The 20,214-nt window shown below is 28.1% G+C and carries 13 protein-coding genes and 1 pseudogene; 4 read left to right on the top strand and 10 right to left on the bottom strand.

Translation table 11 applies throughout. The features are described from left to right. Nucleotides 1-594: 594 nt before the first annotated feature. Nucleotides 595-2,970 carry a beta strand repeat-containing protein gene (locus MBCUT_RS10275; RefSeq protein ID WP_067260764.1) on the top strand — a complete coding sequence of 792 codons (2,376 nt, stop codon included), beginning with the start codon at nucleotides 595-597 and terminating at the stop codon, nucleotides 2,968-2,970. Nucleotides 2,971-3,021: 51 nt separating this feature from the next. On the opposite strand, the gene MBCUT_RS11430 is transcribed toward MBCUT_RS10275, so the two are convergent. The 10 genes from MBCUT_RS11430 to cbiM form a co-directional block, all read right to left on the bottom strand. Continuing rightward, nucleotides 3,022-3,207: a hypothetical protein gene (locus tag MBCUT_RS11430; protein ID WP_169805445.1), complete on the bottom strand. Its 186-nt coding sequence runs from the start codon at nucleotides 3,205-3,207 to the stop codon at nucleotides 3,022-3,024. Nucleotides 3,208-3,490: 283 nt separating this feature from the next. Beyond that, nucleotides 3,491-3,742 (bottom strand): transposase, encoded by a 252-nt coding sequence (locus tag MBCUT_RS11630; RefSeq protein WP_245634995.1) that lies wholly within the window; start codon nucleotides 3,740-3,742, stop codon nucleotides 3,491-3,493. A 42-nt stretch (nucleotides 3,743-3,784) separates the two neighbouring features. Beyond that, the gene (locus MBCUT_RS11800; RefSeq protein WP_281177989.1) at nucleotides 3,785-3,907 is read right to left on the bottom strand and encodes a hypothetical protein; all 123 of its coding nucleotides are present in this window, start codon (nucleotides 3,905-3,907) and stop codon (nucleotides 3,785-3,787) included. Between the two features lie 293 nt (nucleotides 3,908-4,200). Continuing rightward, nucleotides 4,201-7,068 (bottom strand): beta strand repeat-containing protein, encoded by a 2,868-nt coding sequence (locus MBCUT_RS10260; RefSeq protein WP_084270823.1) that lies wholly within the window; start codon nucleotides 7,066-7,068, stop codon nucleotides 4,201-4,203. An 855-nt stretch (nucleotides 7,069-7,923) separates the two neighbouring features. After that, entirely contained in the window at nucleotides 7,924-9,255 is a 1,332-nt protein-coding gene (locus tag MBCUT_RS10255) for a transposase (protein ID WP_067260755.1), read from the bottom strand. A gap of 249 nt (nucleotides 9,256-9,504) precedes the next feature. Continuing rightward, the gene (locus tag MBCUT_RS10250) at nucleotides 9,505-10,338 is read right to left on the bottom strand and encodes an ATP-binding cassette domain-containing protein (protein WP_211263810.1); all 834 of its coding nucleotides are present in this window, start codon (nucleotides 10,336-10,338) and stop codon (nucleotides 9,505-9,507) included. A gap of 402 nt (nucleotides 10,339-10,740) precedes the next feature. Beyond that, nucleotides 10,741-12,267, bottom strand: a complete 1,527-nt coding sequence (locus tag MBCUT_RS10245; protein WP_157082594.1) for a DMT family transporter — start codon at nucleotides 12,265-12,267, stop codon at nucleotides 10,741-10,743. A gap of 12 nt (nucleotides 12,268-12,279) precedes the next feature. Then, nucleotides 12,280-12,960, bottom strand: coding sequence for a cobalt ECF transporter T component CbiQ (cbiQ, locus tag MBCUT_RS10240; RefSeq protein ID WP_067260746.1), 681 nt, complete (start codon nucleotides 12,958-12,960; stop codon nucleotides 12,280-12,282). A gap of 107 nt (nucleotides 12,961-13,067) precedes the next feature. Further along, nucleotides 13,068-13,367, bottom strand: coding sequence for an energy-coupling factor ABC transporter substrate-binding protein (locus MBCUT_RS10235; protein WP_067260743.1), 300 nt, complete (start codon nucleotides 13,365-13,367; stop codon nucleotides 13,068-13,070). Between the two features lie 35 nt (nucleotides 13,368-13,402). After that, complete coding sequence (gene cbiM, locus MBCUT_RS10230; RefSeq protein WP_067260741.1) at nucleotides 13,403-14,104, bottom strand: cobalt ECF transporter S component CbiM; 702 nt, start codon at nucleotides 14,102-14,104, stop codon at nucleotides 13,403-13,405. A gap of 447 nt (nucleotides 14,105-14,551) precedes the next feature. On the opposite strand from cbiM, the gene pyrF reads away from it, so the two are divergent. The 3 genes and pseudogenes from pyrF to MBCUT_RS10215 all read left to right on the top strand — a co-directional run bounded on the left by pyrF (nucleotide 14,552) and on the right by MBCUT_RS10215 (nucleotide 19,672). Beyond that, nucleotides 14,552-15,199, top strand: coding sequence for an orotidine-5'-phosphate decarboxylase (gene pyrF / locus MBCUT_RS10225; RefSeq protein ID WP_067260738.1), 648 nt, complete (start codon nucleotides 14,552-14,554; stop codon nucleotides 15,197-15,199). Between the two features lie 94 nt (nucleotides 15,200-15,293). After that, nucleotides 15,294-15,773, top strand: a pseudogene (argS, locus tag MBCUT_RS10220) (arginine--tRNA ligase domain-containing protein); the annotation flags it as partial. A 458-nt stretch (nucleotides 15,774-16,231) separates the two neighbouring features. Continuing rightward, nucleotides 16,232-19,672, top strand: coding sequence for a right-handed parallel beta-helix repeat-containing protein (locus MBCUT_RS10215; RefSeq protein ID WP_157082592.1), 3,441 nt, complete (start codon nucleotides 16,232-16,234; stop codon nucleotides 19,670-19,672). The last annotated feature ends 542 nt before the right edge of the window (nucleotides 19,673-20,214 follow it).

Below are 20,214 nucleotides of genomic sequence, written 5' to 3'. Positions count from 1 at the left end.
CTATTTAGATATCGTCATTATTAAAATAAAAAAGAAATTACTCTAAATACCACATTTCTTAAAATGAGTCGTGGCCAAAAATCATTTCAACTCTGAAAAATAGTTTTTTTATTCATATTATTTTATCTTTTTTTATTAATTTTATTTTATCTTATTCTATTTTAATTTAAAGTTTATATATCTTAATGAATATAATATGATTATGATACATTATTAACCATATCCTATTATTGCAATAGTTAATTTATTGTCTTTAGTTATATGATTTAATGTATTAAATTTATTTGATATTCATTTATTTTTATAATAAAATATAATGGAGGTGAGAAACTGAAAAAATTCAAAAAAGATTTAATCCACACAGGTTTTACACTGATAGTCCTATCTTTAATTATTCTTAGTTTACAAGGGCTTAGTGCAGCTGATCAAAGTATTAATGATACTTCTACTGGTGGTATAAATGGTGCTATAAATAGTGCTGGCGATAATGAGGTTGTTAGCCTTGCTCCTGGAACTTATAACAAGATAAATCAGGATTATAATATAACCATAAGTAAAAATATCACTTTAAAAGGAAATGGTTCTAAAGGTTCTGTGGTTATTGATGCACAAGGAAAAAGTGGGATATTCACTATCAATCCTAATCTATTTGTAACGTTTATTAATATTGGCTTTATCAATGCTAATACAACAAGTGATGGTGGAGCCATATACAATAATAGATCTACCTTAAATATCTTAGGTTGTAGCTTTTCAAATAATAATGCAAGTAATGGTGGGGCTATTATGAACAATGGAGGAAATAATACATTTATCAATGATTCTTCATTTAATCGTAACAATGCAACTAACTCTGATTCTCAGGGAGGAGCTATCTACAACTTTGGAGGAAGTAACTTCACAATAGAGAACTCTGTATTTACTTACAATTTTGCTAGGCATGGTGGAGCTATTACAAGTACAAATAACCTATATTTCACGGTTAATAACTCAAGCTTCATAGCTAATGATGCATGGGAAGGCGGGATACATATTACTCACACAGGAAATAATACCACGATAGCTAACTCTACCTTTACCAATAATACTGGTACATATGGAGTAGCTATTGCAAATAGTGGACATTATCTTACAGTATTCAACTCAACGTTTACAAACAATGATTGTGATGCTGGAGCTATAAATACTGGAGGCAGTGGTGGTTCTTATCTTCTTGTTGATTACTGCACATTCATTGGAAATGATGCAAGAGGTGGTGGAGCTATTATAAATAGTGGAGTTACCGCAATTAACTGTCTTGTAAATAATTCAGTATTTATTAATAATACTGCATGGACTGGTGGTGCAATAGCTAATGGTGCTCCAGCTCCATTAAGCAATCCTCCAGGAGATAATTTCACAGTTATTAATTCATTGTTTATAGGTAATAGGGCCACATTTTTTTTATTGGATGGTCATGCAATCTTTAATTTAGGTAATGGATTTAAAGTTAACTACTGTATCTTTTTAAATAATACTCCTACAAGTACGCCTAATACTAACTTTGGGGCAATACAGCTATTTATTGGTAGTGGTGGATCAATCGATGCTGATTATAATTGGTGGGGTAGTAATAATATCACTAACATGGTCTCTGGATTCAACACTACCAATCATTATATTTTGAATATAACTAACATTAGTAGCTTAGATAATCTTAAACCTGGTGATGTTGTTAGTTTTTTACTCTTAGTATTAAATACTTCCTTAACAAATGATGGTGTTGGAAACTTGCCTTATACAGTTGTTAATGGTACCTTTGATGGTGTTGATTTTAACAGTAGTCGTGATGATCTTTTTGTTTACAACTTTACCATACCAGATGAAGGTCTACAAACTATTGGAGCTACTTTAAATAATCAACATGTTATGTTGCAATTCTCTGCATTTAAAGGGAATTTAACTATTGTAGCTAATATTCCTAATGGTGGTGTTGGTGATACAGTTAATGTTACTGTCTATCTTAATGAAAGTATCAATACAACTTCTAATGTTACTATTGGAAATAGAACCTATAATAATGTTGAATTTATCAATGGTGTAGCTATTATACCTTATCTTATCGAAGAACCTTATGAAGGTAGTTTGAATATTACTTTCATTGGTAACAATGTATATAATGGTAATAGCACTCTTGTTAATGTTAACTTTACTAAAGGTAATCCTTCTTTAAGTATCAATAATATTTCTAATGGTGGTGTTGGTGATACAGTTAATGTTACTGTTTATCTTAGTGGTGGTATCAATACAACTTCTAATGTTACTATTGGAAATAGAACATATAATAATGTTGAATTTATCAATGGTGTAGCTATTATACCTTATCTTATCGAAGAACCTTATGAAGGTAGTTTGAATGTTACTTTCATTGGTAACAATGTATATAATGGTAATAGCACTCTTGTTAATGTTAACTTTACTAAAGGTAATCCTTCTTTAAGTATCAATAACATAACCGGAGAAAAAGGAGAAACTATTACTATATCTGCCACATTATTAGATAGTAATGGTAATCCATTAGCTAATAGAACTGTCATGTTTTATCTCAATGGTGAATACATTGGTCAGGGTGTAACTAATAGTGAAGGAAAAGCTTCTATTAATTATAAGGTCTTAAGTTCAGGTGAATTCATCCTTGGAGCTACCTTTGAAGGTGATAATCTCTTTGTTTTAGCTACTGTTTTAAATGCTTTAATAGTCAATGACAATCCAAATAATAACGATACTAACAATAATGGCACTGATAATGGCACTGATACTGGTTCTGGTGGTAATTCTGGAGGTAGTTCTAGTGGTTCTGGTGCAAGTACTGATGATGACACTGAATTTGTGGATTCAGCTAATGCTAGTATGAAACCTACTGGTGTTCCATTGAATATACTTTTTGCAATAGCTATTTTAGGAATTATTGCTTATAGAAGAAAACTGTAATTAATTTTTTTATTTTTTATTTTTTTTATTTTTTATTTTTGTTGTGTATGTTTAGTTATTTTTGTTTATTTCTTTGTATATTCTTTTTAAATTGTGTGAAATTCCTATTAATTTGGCTTCGGTTTGTGTTCTTTTTATTCCAGTTGTATTAAATTCATTAAGTTTTAAGTTCTTTTTATATTGCCAAATGGCCATTCTACTGTTTTTGATCTTTTTTTGTATATTTTTTGAGCCCATTTTTCTTCCATTTTTCGTTGAATTCTAATTTTAGAAGGATTTCCATAGTCAATTATCGTTCGATATCGGTATTTTCCTACGAATTTTTCTTTTTTAAGCAATATTTGCAGTTATTTGTCCAATAAACAGTTTTTTTATCATTTTCGTATTTTCCTTTTTTATCTAGAATTTGTCCTTCGGGACAAATATATGTGTTTTCTTCAATATTGAAAATGAAATTATCTTTTGAATATAGTTTTTCGAGTTTATTAAGGTTTTTTAATTTTCTTGAAAGTTTTCTACTTTATATATAGCTATCAAGGCGATGTTCTTCTAAATATTCCATGTTTTCATCTGTTGAATATCCATTATCTGCTGAAATTTGAGTATTTTCTGTTAAATCACCAATATTTTCTTCAATTTGAATTATTTGAGGTATTAATTCGTTAAAATCTGTAGGATTATTTGATACTCCTATAGATAGAACTATTCCTTTATAATCATCTACACCAATCTGTAAATTATAATCAAATTCCAATTGATTCTTTTTATTCAACACCAGCGTGTTTCAGGATCATTCAAACTAATTGTTTTTTGATTAGATTTTCCCAATTCTTTTAATATTTTGAATCAAATAACAAGGGTGATCATCAGGAATTAAATTTTTCAAATCAATAGGAACTAAAAGCTGTTGATTAATCGAATCATCTTTTAAAACCATAAAAAACACAACCTAACAAAAAATATTTCTTAAATATAGGTTGTAATTCCTACTATATAAATTTAAAGGAAAAATAGAAGAAAAAAGAAAAAAAGATATAGATGATATGGATAATGAGATAATTGAAAAATTAGTAAAAAAAAGATTAATAAAATAATATTATAATTGTTATTTATAAGTTTTTGTTCATAATAATAAAAAATAAAAAAGAGAAGATAAAGAAAAAAATCAATTTTATCCTCGAAAAAAATTTGTTTTTGTTTAATTATTGTCAATTATTCTTATACTAACTTTTATCTTCTTGTTGGTTTGTAGAATGTTAGTTTGACTTTTACGATTTTTCCGGCTTTTAGGTTTTTAACAAATATTTTTAACAATTTAGCTTTTTTGTTGTAGTTTAAGTAGACTAGACCTTTTTTAGCAGTGCTTTTTAGTTGTAATTTGAAGTATTTTTTGAAATTTCGTGATCCAGTTAAATCACCATAATTCTTAATTGTGTAAACTTTATAGTAGAGTTTATAGGATCTTTTCTTGACGCTATTTCCTTGAATTTTAGCTATTTTTATTTTACTAGCTTTTACTTCAACGGTACTAGATTTTTTAGTTGATTTATTGTATATGATATTTGTTGTTCTTAAACCATTGTATGTCGCAGTTGCTTGATACTTACCAGCTTTAGCTGCAGTGAATGTGTATTGTACAACACCCGCACCATTAGTTTTAAGACTTACAGTTTTACCTGCAATAGCTAAAGTAACTGTTTGATTAGCTAAAATATTTCCTTCACTATCTTTGAGTGTGATTTTGTAAGTAATCTTATTACCGTTTTTTGTTGAGGTTATTGTGATTGTAGTTCCAAGATTCTTTGGATTAACAGCATAGTTAGTAGCTATTGTTGCATTATTGTAGTTACTGTTTCCAGAGAAAAATATATTCACATTAGCTATTCCTGCATTTCTATTAGGTATTGTTAAACTCCATAAACCATCAACAACAGTTACATTGTAATCCATACCATTGATAGTTACTGTAATGTTATATGTTCCATTTATTAGACTACCATTAACATCAGTGATATTACCATTGATAGTAGAATTTTCTCCATAAGTAGCATTATTTGGTAAGCTAATGTTTATAGTTGCATTAGCCTTTGTAACATTAAAGTTAGCAACATTACTAAAGCTTGTATAATTATCATTACCAACAAAACTAACAATAACCTCTAAATCAGTTCCAATACGGTTGGTAGTGTAGTTTAACTCCCAATAACCAGAACCATCAACAGCTACATTAGTAAAGAAATTACCATCAACAGTAACATTAACACTAGTTATCCCAGTGAAATTAGCTAAAACACCACTAACAGTAATATTCTCGCCAATACTCACAGGATTAGGACTAACAACAATAGTAGAATTAGTGGAATTTTTTATCGCATAAAAAGTTATATTCATATATTCTTCATCTAAAGAAGCATCTAAAGTCTGAATTCCTAAAGATAAAACAGTAAACATATAAGTAAAATTATCACCACGACTAGAATTATAAGCTACACCATTAAAAGTACCATCAATAACAAAATCAGGTAAATTCTCAACACCAGTATTAGACAAAGTAGTATTCAAGACTAACAGAGAAAATCTAACCTTATCACCAATATGAACATTATTTAAACTACTAGAGTTAGTAATATTCAAAATATAATGATTACTAGTATTAATACCCCTAATTTTACCAGTTATATCGTTAACTCCCCACCAATTAAGGTTCGCATCTATACCACTAGTCATAGTTGGAATATTCAAACCAATAACAGCTAAAACACGATTATAATTGATAGTAACATTATTTACAGAATTAAGACCATCAGCAAAATTAATACCATAAGCTGTTCCAGCAAAAATATTATTACCAGAAACAAAAATATCACTCAAATCAACAGAATTAAGACTAGCAAACCCAATACCACTACCATAAGCACTAGTAGCATTAATAGTATTATTCACTACAGACAAACCACTAAAACCTCGATTATAACAGTTAACATACATACCAGATGGACTTCTAATATTGTTATCAGTGAAGGTGATATTATTGTTGCTAGTGTATGCACGAAGCTCAACACCGTATGATGTTCCTGTGATGTTGTTGTTGGCGATGCTTATGTTGTTGTTACTGGTGTATGCATCCAGAGCAACACCGTGTCCGGATGTTCCTGTGATGTTGTTGTTGGCGATGGTTATGTTGTTGTTACTGGTGTATGCACTAAGACGAACACCGTTTGCGGATGGTCCTCCTGTGATGTTGTTATTGGCGATGCTTATGTTGTTATTACTGTTGGTGTATGCACGAAGATAAACACCGTATCCGCCTGTTCCTGTGATGTTGTTGTTGATGATGGTTATGTTATTTTTGCTGGTTTCTGCAATAAGCCAAACACCAGATGATGTTCCTGTGATGTTGTTGTTTTCGAACATTAGAGCATTATTACAATTAACAACGTTGAAACGCACGCCATCCGAGCTAGATGTCCCGTTACATCGGATATTATTACCTTTAACCGCAATGTTAACAACTGAGCCAGTTGTAGCGTTTACATATACAGCACCATAATTGTAGTTGCTTACAGAAGAAATTATAGTATTATTTTCCAGTAATACACCAGTTAAAGAAGCACCAGACAAATTGACACTAATATCGATTGTACTCATATTACAACCAATAACTGATAAATTACCCCTATTTGAATTAATAGCTGTGTTATATCCACTCATATTCAAGTTAACTATCTTTACATTTGGAGCTGTGATATTAAAGAGTCTACCAGTACCTACCATATTCACTTGACCGGCGGATGAGATGTTAACACTTCTTGAAACATTTAAACTAGTGATCTGGTTATAGGTCCCTCCCTCAAAAACAAGCTCATTGTCACCTGCAGAGGTATTACTGAGGAAAGCCTGGATATCCTGATTATTAGAAGAGCTATTAAAGTTAGCAGCACTAGCACCAGACAATAGTGCAAAAAAGCACAAAAATAAGAAGGTTATCAGTACCGCATTCCTTAAACGAACTCTGTTAAACAGAGGAATATTCGCTTCCATACTTAAAAAGTCATTTTCAATTAAATTGTTTATTTTCGAAATCATTATTTTTTTCATCTCCTGATCTAATCAATCAGATACATATTTAATATAATAAAGAAAGTTAAAAAATATAGAGAGTAATCACTATATCCTAACAAGGATAACTATATCCTACATCTTATATAAATCTTATTAAAAAATAATTGATATATATCATAAATCAAGTAAACAAAAAAACAATGAAAAAGCTAAAAAAGGACACTATAGACTCAAAAGCCCAATAATATCAGACAAAAAATATATTCAAAAAGAAACAACATAGAAAATGTAAGTAGCATACTAAAAAGAAAACTAGTGGAACAAATAAAATCAAAACCTAACAAACATCAAACAAAAAGAAACAAACCCCAAAAAACACAATTATACAACATAAACAAATAAACACAAAACTAACAAAAAAAGACTTCTAAAAAGCCGTATTATAATAGAATATTTTAGACTTATTTATACAAAATATTTTAAAATTATTAAAAAATATTTTAAGTTATTTAAAAAAAAATAGTCAGTTAAATTTATCTATTTTTGTTTTTAGGCGTAATAATAAATTATAACCACCAAACTATAATAACTTTTTTTCCAAAACACACCATTAAAACAAAAACATCTTTTTAACTAACATTTACAGATTTTCAAAAAAATCAGCAGAATTTTAGACAATGCCGAATTATTTCCCATTCAATTAAAATAAGAAAAGTAAATTACCTAAATATCATATTTCTTAAAATAAATTACCTAAATATCATATTTCTTAAAATAAATTACATAAATATCATATTTCTTAAAATAAATTACATAAATATCATATTTCTTAAAATAAATTACATAAATGGCTCTGTCAAAAATTATTGTGATGGTTTCTGATTTTAATTTTTAATTTGGTTTTCTATTTCTTTCCATCCATCTTTTTTTACCTAATTTTATGGCTCTTTCTAATCCTCTGTCTGTTCTATAGGTTTTTTTCTGGTTATCGGGTAATGATACACCATTGTAACATTCTAATTGATTATTGGTTGATGGTAAATATTCATAAACCATGTGATTTACAGCTTTATCAAAAGTTTTATTTAATCGCTGAATAAAAGTCGCGACAACTGGAGGTAAGTTCTTTAAATTGTTGTATAGAGTTTTAAATCGTCTTTTAGCTTTTTTAACATTTTTTTGTTTAAATATATTAGATATTCTTTCTTTATAGTTTTCAAGTTCTTTTAATTCGGCTTTATATTTTCTTATTTCTGATTTTAGTTTTTTAATTTTCTTTTCATTCTTTTTTTGGACTTTTTTAGATCTGAAAGAAGGTAATTTTTCTTTGATATCATTTATTTTCTTGGTATTGGATTTTATTTTTCTGTTTAATTTGTTAATAGGTTTTATTAATTCATTCATTAAATTTTGCATTAAATGAAAGTTACAAAGTTGATGTGGGACTTTAATTTTGTCAATAATGGTTGCATATGATTTGTCACCATCAGAAACTATTCCTTTTATGGTTTTTCCATTTAATGTGGTTTTTAAGAAATTTTCTTTAAAATCAACATCCAGTTCTTCAATAGGTAATATTGTATCATTGAGGATTATATTTGTGTGTACATCCATTATTACTGGTCTTGCTCTGTATTCTCCATTAACTGATGGAAATTGTTCGTCTATAGCAAAAACACCACTTAATTCATTATTATCATATTCAAATAAATCATTACATTCATCATCGAGGTATTTTTCCCCTTCATTGTCTAAAAAATTAAGGATTGATTGTCTTGAAGGTTTAGATTGATATTTAAGATCTATATTTTCGGATATTTTTTCTAATGACATGTATGAGATTTCATTTTGTTTTATAGGTTCATGTCTCACATCAATTTCATAATTACATCCTTTAGGGACAATATTATCGATATTTGTTCTTTTTTCAAATTCACAGTCTTTTTTCGAGCATTTGTATTTTTGTAAATGGATTAAATCAGATTTATTTAACAAACGATTATGAAATCCATTTTTACTTAATTTTTCTCCGCACAATGGACATTTTAAATTTTCTCCTTCCGAATAAATGATCATTATAGATTTATTAACTATTTTTTCCAACTCCCGAATGAAAGATGGAGAAACAGAGGGATCAATAATCAATACATCATTTTCCAATTTTACATTAGATTTAAATACATCTTCAGCACAAATAAACTTGTGCGGTGGTTTTTTACTCATACATAATAATTACCGCACAAATTGTATTAACTTTTTCTCAAATTAACACAAATTTACAACACTCTTTCACAATAATTTTTGACAGAGCCCATAAATATCATATTTCTTAAAATAAATTACATAAATATCATATTTCTTAAAATAAATTACATAAATATCATATTTCTTAAAATAAATTACATAAATATCATCTTTATTAAAATAAAATAATGTAAAAAAAAATGTATCCATTATATTTAATATATGAGATTATTTGTCAATATGCTCTAATATGCTTTTTCTAGCTTCTCCTATTGTTAAAGGATAATGATCAGCTAGTTTAAATTGATCTTCTTTTTCTAATATTTCAACTAGATGAGCTATTCTAGGTAAACGTAAATTTGCTTTTCTTATGATATCAACATCATCAAAAACTTCATGGGGAGTCCCTTCTTTAATGATTTTTCCTTTGTTTATTACATTTATCTTCTTTGCATAGATAGGAACCAGATCAACATCATGAGTTGATATTATTATAGTCATTCCTTCATCATTGAGTTTATACAATAACTTCAATATTTTAGAGGCTCCTTTAGGATCAAGTCCAGAAGTGGGTTCATCTAAAATCATGACTTCAGGACCCATAGCTAAAATTCCTGCAATAGCTATTCTCTTCTTTTGACCACCACTTAAATGATGAGGTGGTTTTTTCTCAAAACCTTCCATCCCAACTTTTTTAAGAGAATCCTCTACGCGCTTTTTAGCTTCTTCTTGAGATAGACCTATATTCAAAGGACCAAAAGCTACATCTTCTTCAACAGTAGGGGCAAATAGCTGATCATCAGGATTCTGGAAGACTATTCCAATCTTTTGACGAACCTTCAACAAACTTTTTCTATCATACTTCAATCTTTTATTATCTATTAAAATTTCACCACTGGCAGGTTCTAAAATTCCATTGAAATGTAGAAACAAAGTAGATTTCCCAGCACCATTAGGTCCAAGTAAAGCTACAATATCTCCTTTCTCTACTTTAAAATCAATGTGCTTTAAAGCTTCTGTGCCATCTGGATATTCATAAACTATGTTCTTTGCTTCAATTATATTCATATAATTCCTCTGATTGAGTATCATTAGTTAAAAATTTCTTAGATTAATTTTTTAAATCATGACTTAATTATTTTATTAAATTTAATAAATCATTAATGCATATTATTATTAATAATAATAATAATTATAAGACTATATGATAAATTTAATAGATTATCATTAAATATTCTTTATCATGATTATGAAACCATATAATTAGATTTAACAGATAATCATTACAATATTCATTATTAAGAATCATGAAAAGTATCAATGGTTTAAATAATAAACACGGTATTTAATTAATGTATTGTATATAATAGTAAATAAGCTTTTAAGGAATTCTTCCTTATTTTTAAATAACAATTAAAATATGTATTTTTTATAGTTATTGTATTAATAATTATTTTTTAAGTTTCAATGGTCATGTTTATGATGTAAATCAGGAAAATGACTATGGCTATGATTAGATTTTTTATGTTTGTGATGATGAGTATGTTTTTTTTGATCTAATGAATTATCATCTGCAGATTCATGATTATTCTCATCTATAGACAATTTTTCAAAATCAAACTCATGACTCTTATTATAATTACTATAATTTAAAGTATTATGGAAATGATTGTGGTGATCATCATCATGAGAATGTAAATGAATATGTTCAATTACTTCATGGCCATGCTCATGCTCATGAACCAAGATATTCATTAAAATAATTCCAACTATTAAAAGAATCATTGAAAATACCAATTGTAAAGTAAATGGTTCATTTAAAATTATTATTGAAAATAGTATTCCCCAAAATGGAGCAGTTGAAAATAACATTTGACTTCTGGTTGCTCCCAAATTTTGAGCACTGATTACAAACAATACTATACTTACTCCATAAGATATAATACCTAGAATTATAGCGTAAATAATGGAGTCAATAGATATGGCATAACTTAGAGTACCAAAAATAAAAGACCCATTGATGAACATTCCAATTCCAAAGTTTATTCCTCCACCAATCATTCCCTTTAAGAAAGTAATAAATTCAGGAGAGTAATTATCAACAATTGAAGTTAGTTGGTTATCCACCCCCCAACAGAAACAAGCTATAACTACAAATATTACTGAAATTATATTACTAAGTCCCCCATTCCAAGAAACTATTATTCCTGCGATGAATGTTAAAACTAATCCAGATAAAGTATATTTATCCAAATGATCTTTGAAAATTAGAACTCCTAAAATAGCAGTAGCTACAAGTTCCATATTTAACCAAATAGAAGTTGAACTTGCACTACCATATGAAAGACCTAACATCAAAAATAAAGGCCCTAAAATCCCCCCAAATAACAAAATAAAAATAATTTTCAGATTATTTAAGTTAAAGCTATTTTTTAGAATATGCTTATAATTTAAAGTATATTCAGAGTCTAAAGTATGCTTAGAATTAAATGTATGCTTAGAATTTAAAGTATGCTTAGAATTTAAAGTATGCTTAGAATTTAAAGTATGCTTAGAATTTAAAGTATGCTTAGAATTTAAAGTATGCTTAGAATTTAGAGAATGCTTAGAATTTAAAGTATGTTTAGAATTTAATGTATGCTTAGAATTTAGAGAATGCTTAGAATTAAATGTATGCTTAGAATTTAAAGTATGCTTAGAATTGAAGGTATGTTCAGATTTATAATCTTTATCTTTAGGTTCAAAATTTTTATAAGTGTTTGTATCTTTAAAGACATTATCATTTTCTTTTCTTTCTTTAGATTTTTTTTGTTGATTATAATAATTTCTAATCAATAAAGGAATTGTAAAAAAACCTGAGCCTAAATAAAGTAAACCTGCTAACTGAAATGAATTCAAATTAGAAAGAAGAATTTTACTGAAAGGTGTTGCAATACCAAACAGAAGTCCAGATAATATTCCAATGAACATTATAAATGATTTATTATCCATATATTTGACCATTTATTTTTTATAAACAGGAAATTCACCACTGTAACATCGAGAATCTAAAGAATTTTGTAGTTTTTCTCCTTTATCTAAAGATTTAAAGAAAAGATTACTCATCAATAGCCCCAATGATCTATAAGTATTTTTCAATCCATTGTATCCTAATCTTGTTTTTTGAGCATTACTCATAGCTTCAAATTGATCTAAAAATATGAAAATTGTGGTATACATTAGCATAGCTATTTCCAAAAATACTTTAGGTATTTTCAACTTAGCTGAAAAATGAAGAATCTCATTTACTGGAGTTGTCATAGATAATATTCCTAAAGCTGAAAAACAAGCCATTACTCGAAGAAAAGTTGTAATTCCTAAATTAAGAGCATCTTCTCGAACAACCACTCCCCAAATTCCAGTATCCCATAGTATAGTTCCAGTTCCAAAAAAGAAAATCATGAAAACTGTAGTAATAACTGCAAAACTAAGTGGAATTGAGATAAATTTTAAATAAAATCTAACTGGTATTTTAGCAATAGCTAAAAGAAATATAGCTGCAATAAAAAATATTAAAATAGAAACAATTGGTATATTGGCTATTAAAGCTACAAGTAACAGTAGTCCAGATATTGCAATCTTTATTTTGGATTCAACATCTTTTAGATTGTTATTATGTGCTATATAATCAATTTCTAAAGCCAACGATACCACATCTTTAATTTTTATATATTAAGTTCAACTTTAACTCTAGTTAAAGTGAACTTTATCTTAATTTTTTAATTTAAATTTTTAATTTAAGTTTGATTATATTATTTATCCTTTCTATACTTAGATTCAGCCTTCCAATAACCAAAGAAATAACCAATGATTATTGCCCCAATAGCTGCTTGAAGTGCAAATAATAAACTTTCTATTTCACCACTTGGAGGTTCCCAAATGGATTCATACCATGGAACATAGCCAGATTCTTCAACTACTGCTCCTGCTTCATTGTCAGATCCTCCAAAGTATCCTTCATCTTCACCTAAGCCAGAATACATGACTAAGGGCAAAATAGCTATTACAATCACAAGAATAATTAAAATCACATTTACATTTCTAGTTTTCATTAAATCAACTCATATATTTGTCATTATTTAGTTATTTAATTTGGTTTTGGAATGTTTTCTGTTTCTGCAAGATTTTCATATTTTGGATTGATTACTTTCAATTTTTCTAAAAGTCTTGGTTTTAGTGATTTTAAACCATTCCAAATAACAACTGTTAACAATCCTTCAGCTATAGCTAATGGTAGTTGAGTGTATGCAAATATTACTAAAAACTTAAATAATGCATCTCCAAAAGTTGGAATAGGGAATGCTAAAGATAGTTGTATTGCAGTAGTAACATAAGTTAATAAATCTCCTAAAAATGCTGCAAAGAATATAGCTATTACAGAACCTAATCCTGCCTTAGTAATAGATTTATAAGCAATCCAAGCAACTAATGGTCCTATGATACCCATAGAAAATATATTAGCCCCTAAAGTAGTTAGTCCACCATGAGCAAGAAGTATCGCTTGAAATAGTAAAACAATAGTTGCAAGAACAGCTGCTACTGCTGGACCAAATATTACCGCTCCAAGACCATTACCTGTAGGGTGTGAACAGCTTCCTGTGACAGATGGAATCTTCAATGAAGAAAGTATGAACATAAATGCACCACTAACAGCCAATAATGATTTAGATTCAGGTACTTCTTCAGTAATTTTTTTAATTCTCAATATTCCATATAATACCACCGGTATTGAAAGTGCAAACCATACTATACACCATTCCAGTGGTAAAAATCCTTCCATAATATGCATTTTTATCATTTCCTAATTTTTATTAATTAAACTTTCTTTTAAATGTGTATTTAATATCAATTAATTATTAATAAGAATAACCAGCTTATTAATTAATAAGAATAACCACCTTATTAATTAAAATAATTATATCAGTAATTTAAAAATAATATTAATTATTAATTTAATATTAAAATTAACATTATATTTTTTAAAGTATATTTGATATACTAAAAATTATGAATCCATTCTATATAAAGATTACTATTTTTTTCTAGTAAACTTTAATTAATTTAAATTAACTTGATTTAATTATTTATAAAGAAAAATTTGAAAACATAAGAAAAATTTGAAATCATTTAAATTAGAATAAATAATTATTATAGATTAACCATCAATTAATTAACTATCAAAATAAAAATAAAGTAAAAGAAGAATTAATATAGTTACCAAAACAAGATGATAATTATGGAAGTTGAAAACAATATTATATTAGCTATGGATCAAATGAATGTTATTGAGGCATATGACCTATGTGAAACCTTATCAAAATATATAAATACCATAAAAATAGGATATCCATTAACTCTATCTGAAGGATTAGAAAGTATAAATGTCTTTAAGGAAAATTTTGATTTTAAAATTATTTGTGATTACAAAGTTGCAGATATCCCAGAAACAAACAGTAAAATAGCTAAATTAACATTCGAAGCTGGAGCAGACTCTTTAATTGTTCATGGATTTGTAGGTAGCGATAGTGTAGAAGCTTGTATTAATCAAGCAAAGGTATATGATAAAGAAATATTCCTATTAACTGAAATGTCACATCCTGGAGCTAAAATGTTCCTTCAGAATGTGGCTGATGAAATAGCTAAAATGGGAGTAGATTTAGGAATTAAAAATTATGTGGCCCCCTCTACAAGAATAGCTAGATTATCTACAATTAGAAACATTGTTGGAGATGATTCATTTATTATATCACCTGGAGTTGGAACTCAAGGTGGAGATCCAAAAGAAACATTAAAATATGCAGACGCTTTAATAATTGGACGTTCTATCTATGAATCAAAGGATCCAGAATTAGCTATTAAAGAAATAATTGAGTCAATAAAATAAATAAAGCATTAACACAGCATTATGAGTCTTTGTATATTTAATTATATTATTAAACGAATGCCATTAACTTAAAAAAATTTTATTTAAAAGTTTAATATTGGGCTCTGATCATAAATTGGCTATTGAACAAATCAGTATTGCTTTAGATTTACTAGATGAAAATACTCCAGAAGTTATATTTTATGAGTTCATCACACTACCTGAAGGTTCAATGTCAACTCGAAGAGGAGTGTTCATTTCAGTAGATGAATTAATCCAAGAAGCTATTATTCGAGCTAAAAAAGAAGTTCAAACACGGAGAACAGACTTAAATTCTGATGAAATAGCTAAAATATCTGAAGAAATTGGTATTGGAGCTATTAGGTACTATATATCTAAACTTTCACCTGAAAAGCATATCACTTTCAAATGGGATGAGGCCCTTAGTTTTGAAAGAGGTTGTGCATCTATTCAATATGCTCATGCAAGAGCTTGTAAACTTCTTGAGAAATGTGGTAAATTTAGTAATGGTAAATTAGCTATAACAGCTGATAATATTGAAAACGATTGGATTCCTAATGATAATGAAACAGAATTCTATTTTAGATGATTTACTGATAACAATACTAATAATTATATTTTTAACTTTATTTAATAAAAATAATGAATCGTGGTCAAAAGTCTAAATCACTAAACTAAAATTCCCTTAAATTTATTTATTTAGTAAATGAGAGAATTATTTTTCATGAAAAATAATTTATTCTCAAAGACTCACATTGCCCTATTTTTTACATTTATACTTTTTTTCCTATGTTTTTGGCATTTTTAAGTTCTTTCATTGTTTTTGTTTACTTGTTTATGATATATATATATATATATATATATATATATATTACTTTTCAATAAGGTTTATATATGGCATAGGATATAATTATTCTTGTTAGATATAGTGATTATTCTCTATATTTTCTAACTTTCTATATAATATTATTTTATTAAATATTTTATAGATTTTTTGCATCTGATTGATTAGATCAGGAGGTGAAAATAAAAATGTTTATAAAAAATAAACGATTTATGTCATTTAGTTTAATAGTTTTAGCTATTTTGGTTTGTTTTACTCTATCTGGTGTTAGTGCTGGTTCTTATGATTTTACTAATACTAATAACACTCAGGATTTTCAGAATATTATTGATACTGATACTGATGATGAGTTAGAAATTAATCTTACTAGTGGTTCATACACTAATTTAGGTCAGATAAATATAACTCGTAATGCTACTATTCAAGGTAAAAATAATCCAGTAATAACAGGTTCTGGGTCTGGTATTCTGTTTAATATTACTGCACCGAATGTTCGCATTATTAATTTAACTATTATTGGTTATGATACAGCTATAAGTTCAAATTCTAGTGATTTAGCTATTATGGGCAATAATATTACAACTAACGATATTAGTATTAATTTAAATAGCTCTGGTGAGAATTTAACTGGAATAAGTATTAAGGACAATGTTATTGTTTCTTCAATAGATAATTATAATTATGGTGCTGTTTATGCTTATGCTCCAGATTATAGTGGGGCTATTATTGGTGTTTCTTTGATTAATAATAATATAACTGCTAATGGTGTGGCGGATTCTCATGGTGTTCGTTTTGATGCTGTTGGCTGTTCTCTTGATTTGATTTTTGAAAACAACAACATCACAGGAACAGGCAGTGGTGTTCATCTGTATGCAGACAGCAGTAGCAACTCACAATTTACCTTCACTAACAATAATATCACAGGAACATCTGAATATGGTGTTTCTCTGTATGCACCCAGCAGTAACAACTTACAACTTACCTTCAGTAGCAATAATATAATAGGAGAAGCATCTTTCCATAGTGTTTATCTGTCTGCATACAACAATAATGACTTACAAGTTACCTTCACTAACAATAATATGACAGGAGTATCTGAACGTGAGGTTTATCTGGAGGCATACAACAATAATGACTTACAAGTTACCTTCACCAGTAATAATGTAGTAGGAAGAGACTATGGTGTTGATCTAGTTGCATACAGCAGTAGCAACTCACAAGTTACCTTCACTAGCAATAATATAACAGGAACATCTGAATATGGTGTTTATCTGTATGCATACAACAATAATGACTTACAAGTTACCTTCAGTAGCAATAATATAGCAGGAGGGGACTATGGTGTTGATCTAGTTGCATACAGCAATAATGACTTACAAGCTACCTTCACTAACAATAATATAACAAGAGGATCTTACTATGCTGTTTCTCTGTATGCATCTAGCAGTAACAACTCACAAGTTACCTTCACTAACAATAATATAGTAGGAGGAGACTATGGTGTTGAGCTGTATGCATTCAGCAGCAATAACTCACAAGTTATCTTCAGTAATAACAATATCACAGGATCTGAACATGGTGTTGAGCTGTATGCATACAGTAGCAATAACACACAATTTATCTTCAGTAATAACAATATCACAGGAGTATCTGAATATGGTGTTTGGCTGTCTGCATACAGCACTAACAACACCAATATAACTTTTAATGAGAATAATATTACTGGTGGTAATTATGCTGTGTATGTTTACTCTTATAATGGTAATACTAGTGGTATTAGGTTTTTGAATAATACTGTTAATGCTACAATTGGTGATGGATTCGTTTTCGAGACCTATCTAGCTAGGAACATTAGTGATTTTGTTATTAGGGGTAATAATATTTATGCTGAGAATGGTGCTGGTTTGAATTTTACTAAATTGTTTACTGGTTCTTTGGTTAATGTTACTGTTGAGTATAATCGTATTATATCACAGGTTGGTGTTAATATCACTGGTTATGATACTACTGATAGTAGTTTTGATTATAATTGGTGGGGAGTTAATGATATAGCTAATAAGATTTTTGGTATTGATACTAATAATCATTATATTTTGAATATTACTAACTCCAGTAGTTTGGATGATGTTCATTTTGGTGATATTGTTAGCTTTTATCTGTTGATCTTGAACACTACTCTTAATAACTCTGGTGTTGAAAATTTACCTGATTTTGTAATTAATGGCACTTTAAATAATGTGGATTATGTTGTTAGTCGCGATGATGGTTTTATTTATGAGTTTGCAGTTCCAAAAGTAGGTAATAATACTTTAAATGCTAGTTTAGATGCTGCATATAATATTACAAGTTTCATTGCTACAAAAGCTTCTACTAATTCAACTATTGTTCTTAACCCTAATCCTGCTCAAATTGGTGAGGATGTCACTGTTAGTGGTGTTTTAGCTAATCATACAGGTGTTAGTTTTGTTAATGTTACTGTTGATGGTACACTATTTAATGATGTAGCTGTTGATGGTTTTGGTTATTGGGAGTTAAATTATACTACCAATCGAACTGGCACTGATTTAGAGGTTATCGTTAGTTTTGCTGCTGATGGTAATTACGATGCTTTTAGTAATTCTACTACTTTCACAGTGAATAAGAATAGTACTAATTCAACTATTGTTGTGAACCATGATTCTGTGAATATTGGTGAAAATGTCACTGTTAGTGGTGTTTTAGCTAATCATACAGGTATTGGTTTTGTTAATGTTACTGTTGATGATACGCTCTTTGCTAATGTAGCTGTTGATGCTTCTGGTTATTGGGAGTTAAATTACACTACCAACCGAACTGGAACTGATTTAGAGGTTATCGTTAGCTTTGCTGGTAATGAAAATTACACAAGCTTTACTAATAATACTAGCTTCAATGTTACTAAAATAGCTGTTAATTCAACTATAAACATTCCATCTAATGTTAAAGTGGGTAAAACCATAACAATCGATGGAATACTTGTTGATGAGAATGGTAATCCAGTAGCTAATGCTCCAATTACTGTTACTGTTGATGGTAAGATTTATCCTTTAACTACTGATTCTAATGGTCAATGGACTCTTAGTTATAAACCAACACACACAGGAAGCATCGATACTAAAGTAAATTATAATGGAAACGATGAATACTCCAGCTATACCAATACTACAACTTTTAATGTTGTAAAAGGTGAAGCTATTGTTGATATTGATGTAGTTAAAAATCCTGATGGATCTGTAGATGTTATTGTCATAGTAACGGATGTTGATGGCGATCCAATACCAGACTATAAAGTTAGTGTTGATTTGGATGGTAAACACATCGGATATATCGTTACTGATGTTTTTGGTGTTGGAAGAATCCATATACCAAGCAGTAAACTCAGTGATGGTCTTCATGTGATTACAGCTACATCTGACAATTTGAACTATTATAGTAACCCAGTTTCAGTTGAATTTGAACTACAAAACAAAAATGATACTAATAATACTAATAAAACAAGTAACAATCCAGTAGCTATTGCTACTATGAAAAATACAGGAATGCCGATAATAGCTATCATATTAGTGTTGTTAACTCTACTTGGAATGGTTGTTTCTAAAAAAGAAGATTAAACATTTTTTGGGAGGATATTTATTTATTTTTTCTCCTCTATTTTTATTTTTTTATTGTTTGAATCGTAACTAAAAGTCATGATTTTTTTGATTTACAAAGTTGATTTCAAGATTGTTCTTTGGAATTCTCGTTTGGAAATATAAATAGCACCAGTAAAAATTATTAATAATCTAAATGGTTATTATTGGGTGTTATATATAAAATTAGCGGAAAATAATAATTATAATCACGACTCATAATGTAAATAAAATAAAAAAAGATTATGGGAGTGTCTCATAAGTCACTTTTTTTAGAAATTTTCATGAAATTAGTTTCCATGAAAATCATTTAAATAGTAAATAGTTGATAAAATATGTATTAATAGCTATAATAAATTAATTATTTTATTTAATTCAATTTTTAAAGAATTTATATTTTTTAAGTTTAATAAATTAATTATTTTATTTAATTCAATTTTTAAAGAATTTATATTATTTTAAGTTTAATTTATAGATTTTTTAAATATTATTTTTAATAAATAAAATAATATAGGTAGTTATAT

The sequence above is a fragment of the Methanobrevibacter cuticularis genome (assembly GCF_001639285.1).
Taxonomy (GTDB): Archaea; Methanobacteriota; Methanobacteria; order Methanobacteriales; family Methanobacteriaceae; genus Methanobaculum; species Methanobaculum cuticulare.
This window is presented reverse-complemented; position numbering and strand designations above follow the sequence as displayed.

Excerpts from the sequence above, each read along its gene's own strand:
- MBCUT_RS11430 (WP_169805445.1), bottom strand. The coding sequence starts at position 3,207 with ATGGGCTCAAAAAATATACAAAAAAAGATCAAAAACAGTAGAATGGCC.
- MBCUT_RS11800 (WP_281177989.1), bottom strand. The coding sequence starts at position 3,907 with ATGGTTTTAAAAGATGATTCGATTAATCAACAGCTTTTAGTTCCTATT.
- MBCUT_RS10260 (WP_084270823.1), bottom strand. The coding sequence starts at position 7,068 with ATGAAAAAAATAATGATTTCGAAAATAAACAATTTAATTGAAAATGAC.
- MBCUT_RS10255 (WP_067260755.1), bottom strand. The coding sequence starts at position 9,255 with ATGAGTAAAAAACCACCGCACAAGTTTATTTGTGCTGAAGATGTATTT.
- MBCUT_RS10245 (WP_157082594.1), bottom strand. The coding sequence starts at position 12,267 with ATGGATAATAAATCATTTATAATGTTCATTGGAATATTATCTGGACTT.
- MBCUT_RS10235 (WP_067260743.1), bottom strand. The coding sequence starts at position 13,367 with ATGAAAACTAGAAATGTAAATGTGATTTTAATTATTCTTGTGATTGTA.
- cbiM (WP_067260741.1), bottom strand. The coding sequence starts at position 14,104 with ATGCATATTATGGAAGGATTTTTACCACTGGAATGGTGTATAGTATGG.
- pyrF (WP_067260738.1), top strand. The coding sequence starts at position 14,552 with ATGGAAGTTGAAAACAATATTATATTAGCTATGGATCAAATGAATGTT.
- MBCUT_RS10215 (WP_157082592.1), top strand. The coding sequence starts at position 16,232 with ATGTTTATAAAAAATAAACGATTTATGTCATTTAGTTTAATAGTTTTA.